The 10,179-nt window shown below is 54.5% G+C and carries 13 protein-coding genes and 1 pseudogene; 5 read left to right on the top strand and 9 right to left on the bottom strand.

Annotation, left to right across the window (positions count from 1 at the left end):
* Window positions 1–46: 46 nt before the first annotated feature.
* The 5 genes from HCU66_RS23765 to HCU66_RS23785 form a co-directional block, all read right to left on the bottom strand.
* Entirely contained in the window at window positions 47–352 is a 306-nt protein-coding gene (locus tag HCU66_RS23765; RefSeq protein WP_205890857.1) for a panthothenate synthetase, read from the bottom strand.
* Window positions 353–707: 355 nt separating this feature from the next.
* Complete coding sequence (locus HCU66_RS23770) at window positions 708–1,070, bottom strand: hypothetical protein (protein WP_205890858.1); 363 nt, start codon at window positions 1,068–1,070, stop codon at window positions 708–710.
* Window positions 1,071–1,195: 125 nt separating this feature from the next.
* Entirely contained in the window at window positions 1,196–1,675 is a 480-nt protein-coding gene (locus HCU66_RS23775; protein WP_205890859.1) for a YbaK/prolyl-tRNA synthetase associated domain-containing protein, read from the bottom strand.
* Between the two features lie 16 nt (window positions 1,676–1,691).
* Window positions 1,692–2,450, bottom strand: a complete 759-nt coding sequence (locus tag HCU66_RS23780) for a sulfite exporter TauE/SafE family protein (RefSeq protein ID WP_205890860.1) — start codon at window positions 2,448–2,450, stop codon at window positions 1,692–1,694.
* A 4-nt stretch (window positions 2,451–2,454) separates the two neighbouring features.
* Window positions 2,455–3,540 (bottom strand): TauD/TfdA family dioxygenase, encoded by a 1,086-nt coding sequence (locus HCU66_RS23785; protein WP_205890861.1) that lies wholly within the window; start codon window positions 3,538–3,540, stop codon window positions 2,455–2,457.
* Between the two features lie 110 nt (window positions 3,541–3,650).
* Between HCU66_RS23785 and HCU66_RS23790 the strand changes: the two genes are divergently transcribed.
* Window positions 3,651–4,577, top strand: a complete 927-nt coding sequence (locus HCU66_RS23790) for a LysR substrate-binding domain-containing protein (protein WP_205890862.1) — start codon at window positions 3,651–3,653, stop codon at window positions 4,575–4,577.
* Between the two features lie 66 nt (window positions 4,578–4,643).
* Here HCU66_RS23790 and HCU66_RS23795 read toward each other — a convergent pair whose 3' ends face one another.
* Entirely contained in the window at window positions 4,644–5,204 is a 561-nt protein-coding gene (locus HCU66_RS23795) for a lipid-binding SYLF domain-containing protein (protein WP_205890863.1), read from the bottom strand.
* A 249-nt stretch (window positions 5,205–5,453) separates the two neighbouring features.
* On the opposite strand from HCU66_RS23795, the gene HCU66_RS23800 reads away from it, so the two are divergent.
* The 3 genes from HCU66_RS23800 (at window position 5,454) to HCU66_RS23810 (ending at window position 6,498) form a co-directional block, all read left to right on the top strand.
* On the top strand, window positions 5,454–5,615 hold the full coding sequence (locus HCU66_RS23800) for a DUF2986 domain-containing protein (RefSeq protein WP_205890864.1): 162 nt from the start codon (window positions 5,454–5,456) through the stop codon (window positions 5,613–5,615).
* A gap of 148 nt (window positions 5,616–5,763) precedes the next feature.
* On the top strand, window positions 5,764–6,243 hold the full coding sequence (locus tag HCU66_RS23805; protein WP_205890865.1) for a hypothetical protein: 480 nt from the start codon (window positions 5,764–5,766) through the stop codon (window positions 6,241–6,243).
* 12 nt (window positions 6,244–6,255) lie between these two features.
* Window positions 6,256–6,498, top strand: a complete 243-nt coding sequence (locus HCU66_RS23810; protein WP_205890866.1) for a hypothetical protein — start codon at window positions 6,256–6,258, stop codon at window positions 6,496–6,498.
* Here HCU66_RS23810 and HCU66_RS23815 read toward each other — a convergent pair.
* The 3 genes and pseudogenes from HCU66_RS23815 to HCU66_RS23825 form a co-directional block, all read right to left on the bottom strand.
* Window positions 6,464–6,976 carry a hypothetical protein gene (locus HCU66_RS23815; RefSeq protein ID WP_205890867.1) on the bottom strand — a complete coding sequence of 171 codons (513 nt, stop codon included), beginning with the start codon at window positions 6,974–6,976 and terminating at the stop codon, window positions 6,464–6,466. The two genes, HCU66_RS23810 and HCU66_RS23815, sit on opposite strands and share 35 nt — an antisense overlap.
* Window positions 6,969–7,381, bottom strand: a pseudogene (locus HCU66_RS23820) (VOC family protein). Before HCU66_RS23820 ends, HCU66_RS23815 begins: the two are co-directional and overlap by 8 nt.
* Before the next feature lie 68 nt (window positions 7,382–7,449).
* Window positions 7,450–7,851, bottom strand: a complete 402-nt coding sequence (locus HCU66_RS23825) for a GFA family protein (RefSeq protein WP_205890868.1) — start codon at window positions 7,849–7,851, stop codon at window positions 7,450–7,452.
* A 741-nt stretch (window positions 7,852–8,592) separates the two neighbouring features.
* On the opposite strand from HCU66_RS23825, the gene HCU66_RS23830 reads away from it, so the two are divergent.
* A partial coding sequence (locus HCU66_RS23830) for an esterase/lipase family protein (protein WP_241015646.1) occupies window positions 8,593–10,179 on the top strand: 1,587 nt, incomplete at its 3' end.

Consider the following 10,179-nt stretch of genomic DNA (forward strand, 5'->3'; position numbering starts at 1 on the left):
CGGGAGCAAGCTCCCTCGCCACAGGTTTCTCACCCATCATCGCATCTCACGCCCACGCTTTTCCGAGCACATCCAGACCGGCGTTTTGAAGCTCCTGCGGGCTCATGACCACACGGAATTTGCAGTTGGCCTGGAAGTTGAGAAAGAAGGGTTCCGCGTAGCCGGGGATTTCGGAAGGATCCACGATGTCGATCAGAAAAATCCCGCTTCGCATGCCGTCGTGTTCAGTGAAGTAAGCCGCCTCGGGCTTAATGGTATCCAGGATGCGGTTCATGATTTCGCCGACCTTCCCTGACCTGACGAACGCGTTGAAAGGCTCATGGGGAAACTCGACCATCAGTAGCATTTTCATCATTCGATACTCTGTTTGAAGTGGCGCGCTCCTTACCCGGATCCTTACTCCTGGCGATATTGCGGCAAGCCCTGCGTTCGGCAGAGCCTGCGGCGTGTGGTTAAGAATAGCGAAGGGTGAGAGGCCACTGGGGCGGGGTTACGGACGGTCGTGCCATAGAGACAATGCCGAGTTGCCGATCCCGGACAGTCTTGTGCTGTTAATGCCAAGACGAACGCTTGCAGTTGGTGAGGCGCCAATACTTCGAGCCCGCAGTCGATGCCACTTCAGGCGAGCCGGCACTAAAAAATGGCATGAAAAAACCCGGCTGATGAGGCCGGGTTCTTTGGTCGAGTATTGCGGTAAAGCCACTCACTCATGCGACGCGATTCTCGATCAGACGATCCGAACCGCCTTCAGCCACGCGATTCTCGATCAGACGATCCGAGCCACCTTCAGCGACGCGGTTCTCGATCAGACGATCCGAACCGCCTTCAGCCACGCGATTCTCGATCAGACGATCCGAACCGCCTTCAGCCACGCGATTCTCGATCAGACGATCCGAACCACCTTCAGCAACACGGTTCTCGATCAGACGATCCGAACCACCTTCAGCAACGCGGTTTTCGATCAGGCGATCCGAGCCGCCTTCAGCGACAACCGGGTGGGCAGAGGAAGCGGCAAAAGCGTTAACTGCAAAAACCGAGAAAGCGATGCTGAGGATGATTTGGCGTTTCATGATGGTGTGCTCCGGGGTGTTATTGGTTGGGTATGGAGCGGATGTTACGCCGAGGATTTTTTATGAGAACTTCATTGGCGTGATGGTGACTATCGATGCCAGCAATGGTTGCAGCAGCGGTATGCTCAGGCCTGGCTGATATCCAGCAACCGAGGCTTGGCAATCGCCAGATAATCCTGCGTATCGAGCACCATCGACGCATCCAGCCGACCGGCGTTGAAGGCGATTTCGCTGTAACCAGTGGTCAGGGCGGGGTCGACGATCAATTGAATCCGCTCATCGAAGACGAAAGGTGGGATGGCGCCGATCCGGCACCCGGTCAGTTCCATGGCGGTTTCGGCCTTCACCAGTTCGGCTTTTTTCCCGCCCAGGGCCGCTCCGACCTTCTTCATGTCGAGTTTCTGGTCCCCCGGCAATATCACCAGGGCATAGGGTTCGGCCTGACCCTTGAGCGAGCAGAGCATGGCCTTCGCACCCTGGCCGGGCTCGGTGCCACGGATTTCGGCGACCCGCGCCGATTGGCCCTCGGCATCGTGCATCAACACCCGGTAGGAGGCTGCGCGGGCATCGAGTAGCGCTACCAGGCGATCGAACATGGGCTGCATGGAATTTTCCTCAGGTTTACAGGAACAGGTCGTAGGACAGTTTGCTGATCAGGATCACCAGCAATACCAGAAACAGCGCCCGGACAAAGGGCACGCCTTTATGAACCGCCAGCCAGGTGCCGGTCAGCGCGCCCAGGATGTTGAATGCCGCCATGGGGATGGCGATCAGGTAGAGCACATTACCCGTCGGAATGAAAAATACCAGCGCCGCTACGTTCGTCGCGATGTTCACCAACTTGGCCGACGCCGAGGCATGAAGGAAGTCGAAGGCGAAGCAGCGGATAAACAGGAAGATCAGGAAGCTGCCGGTGCCCGGACCGAACAGCCCGTCGTAGAAACCGATGGCACCGCCGATGACGATCGCCAGCAGTTTCTCTCTGGTACCGATGTGCATGGGCTTGTGCAGGGCGCCGAAGTCCTTTTTCCAGAAGGTGTAGATCGCCATCAGCACGATCAACACCAGCACCGCCGGCCGGATCACCGACTGGGGTATGGACGACACCGTGGCCGCGCCGAAGAAGGACATGACAAAGGCGGCACAGGCGGCGGGAATCACCAGACTCCAGTTGATCACCACCTTGCGCACGAAGGACCGGGCCGCGAAGGCGGTGCCGCAGGCTGCCGCAACCTTGTTGGTACCGAGCAGCGCCGCTGGTTGTGCGGTGGGCAGCACGTTGAACAGCGCGGGTATCTGGATCAGTCCGCCGCCGCCCACCGCCGCATCGATCAGGCCGGCGGAGAAGGCGAACACGCAAAGGATGACAATATCGACCATGAAATCAGGCTCTGACGATGAAGGGTTGTTGTGGGTCCAGCGGCACCATGCGTGCCGGGTCGTTGACCCCGAAGACGCGTAGCATCCAACGGTCGCGACCGTCGTAGCGGGGGGTAAAACCGTCCCGGGCATGCAGGGTTTGCTGGTTCTTGAAGATCAGCATGTCCCCCGGTTGCAGCAGTATGTGGTGCACGACATCGGGATGATTGGCGGCGGCGGCGAACAGTTGCAGGGCAGACTGCGCGTTGGCGCAGGTCGCTTCGACACTTGCCTTGTTGTAGCGGCAATACAGGTTACCGGTGGCGCTTCTGTACAGCAGGGGAACGTTTTCCAGCACATTCCCTTGTTTGCCGAAGGAGGCCGGTCGGCGAACGTTGAAGTGCGGTCGTGACAATTCTTCTTCGACGCAGGCCGGCAGCATGGCCAGCACGTCGTCAATGGCGACGATGCGCGTCGGTACGTCGAGCTCGCAGCGCAGGCCGGTCAGGGACAGGTACTCCGGGCAGGCCGACAACTGCGAAACGGGTTCGCAGGTCAGGGGCAGGTGAGGGTTGTCGACATGCATGTCCAGATCCGCGCGCGAGCCATAGGAGCTCTTTTCGGTCTCTCGCTTGTGCTTGGGCGATACATGGCGGAACACCGAGTCGTCGCTTTCACCTTCGTACGCCAGCGGATGGGTTTGCAGGGTTTGCAGCACGGACAGGATAGCCCCGGCCAGAACCGACAGGTTCTCGATACCCGGCTCCATGTCGTAGGGCGTGGCGGGCAGTTGCGGGTCCAGCGGCAGCCCCCTGACGATCATCGCCACGTCTGGGGCCTGAGGAAAGTTGCGCAGCTGCCGGATTTTCTCGGCGCACAGGGTGCGTTCCAGCAATTGCCCCAAGGCCGGCATGTGACGGATACCCGAGGCGCTGTCGGTCACGGCCAGCGATGCCAGGCCGGCTTGAAGTGTGCGCTGTTCTTCGAACGACACATGAATGTGCGGTATCTCCTGTCGGGTTGAAGTCGCTGATTTTTCCCCCAGCCATCCACGAACTTCTTCACCGATACCGGCTGCGGATTTCCCGACTATTTCATCCAGCTTCGACACGTCCTTGCGCTCCTGTTTGCCTACATCCTTGTGGGTTGAAAGGGAAGGTTAACGGAAGGGCCTTTTTTGTGTTGCAATGTTACGTTGTGAAAAGTGCAATGAGGTGGCCAGTGGCATTGGATATGTTGGGGGAACTTGAAGCCTTCGCGACGGTGGCTCGCAAGCGCAGCTTCATCGCGGCGGCACGTGCTCTGGGGCGCTCCCCCAGCGCGCTGACCCGTGCCGTTCAAGCGCTGGAAGAAAGTGTCGGGGTCAAGTTGTTCAATCGCTCGTCCAATGCCGTGAGCTTGACCGAGGCGGGTGAACGCTTGATGCCCCACGCTGACAAAATGCTGGATCTGCAACGTGAGGCGGATGAAGACCTGGCCGGTCTCAGCGGCCTGGCCTGCGGCTGGATCCGCTTTTCCGCCCCCGAGCTTCTAGGACACGGGGTATTGCCCCGGTTGATCGCGCAGTACTGCGAGCGTTATCCGGACGTGAACGTCGATGTGATTTTCACCGATGAGACCATCGACCCGGCCAAGAACAAGCTGGACTTCTCGATTCGCGGCGCATTTGCGCAATCCAGTGACCTGATCGGCTTTCCACTCTGGAGTTATTCACGTTACCTGTATGCCAGCCCCGGCTATCTGGAGAGGCGCGGGATGCCCGACTCCATCGAGGCGCTGGAGGCGCACTCGCTGATCCTGCACACGGCGCCGCGGATTCTCAAGGAGTGGAATTTTCGCAGTGAGGTGCAGGCCATCAGCTTTCGGGTGCAGCCAAAGTTTCGTTTCAGCTCCGGTCTGGCGGTGTTCCAGGCGGCCCTGGCGGGTGTCGGGATCGCCCGCCTGGCGGACTGGCTGGCGGAGCCCGAAGTGCAAGCGGGGCGCCTGCTCCGGGTCTGCCCCGAATACAAACTCACCTCCAGCGGCGGTGAGAGCCCGCAGATGCACGCGGTGTACCCGGCCGGGAATCTGCCGCTGCGGGTGAAGGCGTTGCTGGAGATGATCCGTGGCTTTGGTGAAAGTCTTGATCGAAAGCGTGCACTGCTCTAGGCGGCTGATTGGCTGCACTGCCAGCACTTTTATGGACTGGCGCATCCCTGCGCCAAACGACCGGTTTTAGCGCTTGATCAGGGAAATTTTGGTGCCTTCGATGCTGATCCCGGCCATTAACCCCTGCTGGTCGAAAATGAACGCATAGGCATCGTCCTTCAGCGTCGTACTGGACAGATTTTTCGCCACCCCTTCATCAACCACAACAACAGTGGGGCCTACGCCGATTTCCCACCCCTTGGTTTTACGTAAATAGTCCACCGCTTTCTCGTTCATCAGGAAAACCACATAGCCATACGATTGGGCGCCTGCCTGCAGCCCCCAGGACCCGCTTACGGTGTTGTAATAATTCTCTACTTTCTTGTCCTTCAACATGACGCCTTCGCCATAACTGCCGCCAAACACAAGTCCCGCCTTGATGATTTTCGGGAAGACAAGAATCGCTTTGGCGTCGTGCGAAATGGTTTCGGCAACTGGCCTGGCCTTGTAGAGCGTTTGCAACGCTTGCCGAGAGTCGACATCCAGGTCCTCGGCGGTTGCCGCACCGGCAGTGTTCAGCAAGCTGGCCGATGCCAGTGAGACTGTCGCAAGGACGATCGATAGGAAGAACCGCATTGACTGAGTCATTTTTGTTCTCCAATACGGGAGCATTGGATGTGAGCAGCAGTCAGCCCCTGCCCGCCGGCAGAATCCGAGCCTGCTGAAGTTATCCGGCGCACCCTAAAGTGGTGTGAGCTACTGGCTTCGCCCTTGAATGAAACAGGCGAGGTCATCACTTGTTTCGACCCCAGTGCGTGGGCCGGGTTCGTAAAAAACAAAGGGGCGCCTGACAAGGCGCTGGTATCATTCGAGAACTTGCAAATCGAGTAGAAAAACATGAATCGTCGTAAAAAAATAAATCAGTTATTAAAGGCTCACGCCAAAAAGGCCAGTGCCAAATTGGCACCGCGGAGCAAGCCTAAATACATCAGTAAAGCTGACCGATTGAAGCTGGCTGCTGAAGCCAGTCAAGACGCGATCAGTTCCTCCGAGAGCTGATCTATGTGTGTTGGAGGCTGATCAGTTTCGGGCCGAAGGTTTCTATGTAAGCGCCCGGCCAACACACCTTGCCAGCAAGGTGGAATGATTTGAATCCAATGCGCTCCTTGTAGAGAATCGCCCTCTTTGCCTCGAAAGGATGCGTGCGATGAAGTTCGAAGGGACTTTCCAATACAAGGGCACTCACGGGATCGTCTTCAACGTCTCGCAGATCACCCTCACCGACAGCGAACGCGGACGCCTGCGCGAGCTGCATTTTGGCGAGGCGAAAAGCGCCCACTATGAGGTCAACAGCAAGGTCGTCGAGGTGTACGACAAGATGCAGGCCAAGAGCCTGCCGTGCGTGATGATGATCGGCATCTCCAAGCCGCTGACCCGGCAACAGGGCGATGCCCTCAATGCCCAGCGCACCACGATCGCCAACCTTGCCACCACTGCTTTCGCTGCCGCCGCCAAGGCTGTGGCCCCTTCTTACGTGGCGATACCTGTAGGGGCCGGTGTGCGCAGGTATGTCAATGAAATCCTACCCACCTACCATGCGGGCGATGTACTGGTCAGCATCGAGGCACAGGTCAACGGCGGTATCGGCCCGCAACGCACCCTCTCGACATTGATCATCAAGACCTGACTGGAGACGTACATGTCCGACATTACTCAATTGGTCATTGCCTTGGTGGTGTCCTTTCTGCTCGATCAATTCCTCAAACCGTATCTGCTGCGTAAGTGGCTGGGAGTGGTGTTGGTGGCGGCGGGTGCGGTTGGCTGCGTTGTGGCAGGTCAGAGCCGCTTGTTGGGGTTTGATCTGGGGTTGCTGTCGGCTTTTGCCGTGGCGATGGGGATGGGGTTGTTCATGAAGCGGCGGCGGTTCGAGCAGATTGACTGAAGGGATCTAGGGATTTATCGCTACCGGGGATAAATCCTACCGCTATGCAGGAGCTGTACAACATCGCCATGAAGCGTTCACGCCCTATCCTGCCAGGATTGCACAAAGGTTCTGCGTTGGAGGTTTCTATCACCTCGCCGCCGATCACTCGATGTCCAAGAGCAGCCAGTCGGAAACCGGTAGCCAGACCCCAATAGCCCAGTTTCAAAAGGTGCTTTTTTAAGCCGAAGATGTAGTTGCTTTCGGGAATGCGAATTTCTTTGTGGTCACCGTCCCAGTACATTATTTCGAAAAATCCTTCAGGGATGAACGCACCTTCAACCGTCCGCTCAAACTCATCGAGATCGGAACGAAATCTCATTCCGTAGTAGCCATCATCCCCCACATATCCGTGATGACTTATTGCGTAGCTGGCCAGTTCCTCAGCCTTAGGCCAATCATTGGAAAAAAGCCAAGACAGAATCTCTGCCTCAGTCATGGGTAACACCTGATTTATGCATCACCGGTGTGCAGAGTTCCACCAGCGTCCCGTCAGGGCATCGAACGTAGGAAATGGTTTGCCCCCAGGGCTTGGTGCTTGGGGCGGACATTTCAGTAGCGCCCGCTTGCAGCGCTCTGGCATGAGCCGCTGGAACGTCCTCAGTCACTAGTCCGACTTCGATGCCTAGCGATTTGGGGGCGAGTGTGCCGAAACATGGCCGGTACTGAAGTTCATTGCGGCCAGTTCATTGGCGGCGAATGCCAGTGCAGTTTCTCCTGTTTCGAGTTCGCCATAGGTGGCGGATTCATGGAGGAATCGAATGTTGAGCCCGAAGGCTGATGAAAAGAACTGAAGTGAGGCAGCAACGTCCGGGACGTAGATGATCATGTAGCCAAATTTCATGAGCGAGCATTCCTTGTTGTGCCAATCCAGCACATTGAAGTCGGATGCCTGCTTTCGGCTTTCAGAGCTCACTGGAATTGCGGCCAATGATCCTGAATTTCATACCATGGAGCCTTGGACGCCACCTCGATGTGTTTCTGCTTATCCGAGGTGAATGTAGTGTCCAGGGTGCCCAGCGCTATCGAGATCCAATTGGAGTATTCACCTTGGTTTCTTGACCAGAACAGCGAAGAGCCGCACTGGGCGCAGAACTGGCGCAATACTGATTCAGAGGATCTGTACGACTTGATGCCATCGGCGCCTTGGATGAGGTGCAGATCGCCGCGCAATACACTGCCATAGCTGGCGAATGCGGCTCCATGGCTTTTGCGGCATTGGCTGCAATGGCAGTGAGAAAGCGCTTTTGGTCGTGACCGGATTTCGTATTTGACGGCGCCGCAAAGGCAGCTGCCCTGGAAGACGTCAGTCATTTTGGAGCACACCTGAGAACGAAGAGACGGCCATTTAAACCGCGAACAGCTTCGGTGTCGACCGGCAGCATCTGGCCGATTTCTGCCTGTTGCGACCGGCTGAAAACGGGCCAGAAGAAGCCACTCGATAAGTGATGATGCCTACGCCAGCACCGGCCATAGACACGTCGCAGGCGACCTCGTAATCTCAATCCTACAGTTGTCGCATTTTCCTCTAGCCCTATGTCACGGCTTGAGTGATCGACGCAATAGAATCGAGAGATTACAGGTGAATCAGGGACGGTATGTGACAAGAGTGGCGCGGAGCATTACCCCACATGTCGCCTTTTCGTTGCTAAGCGCGAGGACAATACTGGCCTTCAGCAGCGAGTTAGAAGACAGACAGCATCACTACGGTGTTGCTAATCGAACTCACCCGGCATTACTTGCGGCCAGCAAAGGAGTTGCCTTCAGAAAATGTGCACAGCTCAAGTAACTTTTAGGGTCAAAACTAACCTGCAATGTACTCCGCCGGTAATGCACAACGCCGCCATCATTTCAGCTGTTCGGCTGAGCTCTCTAACAATAGGCTCGAGTCAAACGCTTCACTCGTTCGCGACACCAATAAACAACGCTTCCAACTGCAGATTTCAGACACGCTTTATGACTAGGGTTTCTTCGTCCATATTTGAACTACATCGGACTGGATCACAGCCTGACAGGTTGGTCGAGTTCTAAAATCTCATAAATTTGGATTTTAAAATGGCAAAAAAAATAATACTAGTTCATGGATTAGGTGGCACAGCCGATGGTACCTGGGGTGAATTCCCTAATTTTTTAGAAGCAGATAAGGATATAAACTTTGATATTGTCTCCTGTGGATATGAATCTCCAGCCCTATGGAAATTTTGGAAGCGGGCTCCAAGCATCCTGAATATCGCAAATGGGGTTCTCACAGACATTAGAGTTCGCTGTGATATAGAGAATGACGAGATAATTTTGGCCGGCCACAGCCTAGGTGGAATTATTGTAAAAAAAGTCCTTTTATTATTAGAAAACAAGCAGACCCCTCACAAAATCTTCAAAGTTTGTTTCTTTGATGTCCCGCACGATGGCTCAGGTTATGCAAATGCTGGAAAGCACGTGAGCTTTAGAAATCGCCATCTAAAGAGTCTGACACGCGACTCAAGTGAACTCGATGACTTAAATGAACAGTGGGTGCATAGCGGTTTAAATAACAAACTGGATATAATGAGCATCATTTCCGCCAATGACGACATCGTCTCATCCTCTAGCTCTAAAAGTATTTTCAGAGAGCACGCAATTGAAACAATTAATGACGTTGATCACCGTACAATTGTGAAGCCAGAAAGTGTTAACTCATCTTCATATCTTGTCTTTAAAGGTTTTGTTTTAAAAAAAAACACAGTAGCAAAGTATAAAAATCTGGCCTCACGCGACCTTGAAGACTGGAGAAGGATTGAAAGAAACCATAGCTACCATTATGCGAGGGACGAAAATAGAACGAAAGACCTGGAGTCATTGATTTCTGCGTTCGGGTTAGGGAGCTCTGTAGTAAGGCTAACAGGGGCATCCGGTTTAGGTAAAACACGCCTGTTACTGGAGGCAATTGATGCATCTGAATCGATAGATGATTCCTGTACGCTTATCTTTAATGCCCCTGGTTACGACACAAGAATAAAAGAAACTATCAGGTCAATGGTTGAGGATCGTGCTGATGGCCTCGTAGTAATTGAAAATTGCAGTGTAGATTTACACAACCATCTTGCGAAGGAAGTCAATGCAGCAGATTGCTTGCTCAAACTTGTTACTGTTGGTTACTCCAACGAGCAGGTGGACGACTCTATACACATAATACTTTCTCCTCTTAAGGATGAGGCCATTAAGCAGATCCTATCCCCAATATTGGTCGGATTGAATTCAAGTGATGTTGATCGCGTGGCTCGATTTGCCCAGGGCTACCCGCTGATGGCTACCCTTATCGCTGAACAGTATCAGGAACAAGGCCGATTGCTTGGTTCAATTGAAAGAAGCTCAGTCGTAAAAAAACTAATCGAAGGTGATAGCGTTATAACTGATGCAGAAAAAGAAGTGTTATCCGCCTGCTCGTTGTTTGATGTGTTTGGTACAGCTGAGGGATCAGCGGGAGAAGAGGCAAAGTTCATTGCTGAAGATGTTGCCGGCTACGATCTTAGAGTCTTCGACCGAGTATTAACGATATTCACAAGAAGGCAAATAGTAAACCGAGCAGGTAGGTATGCAAGAGTAGTCCCTAAACCTCTCGCATTGACACTAGCGTCAGAGTGGTGGGAGAAAACCTCATACGAT

The organism is Pseudomonas frederiksbergensis, assembly GCF_017114915.1.
Lineage (GTDB): Bacteria > Pseudomonadota > Gammaproteobacteria > Pseudomonadales > Pseudomonadaceae > Aquipseudomonas > Aquipseudomonas frederiksbergensis_I.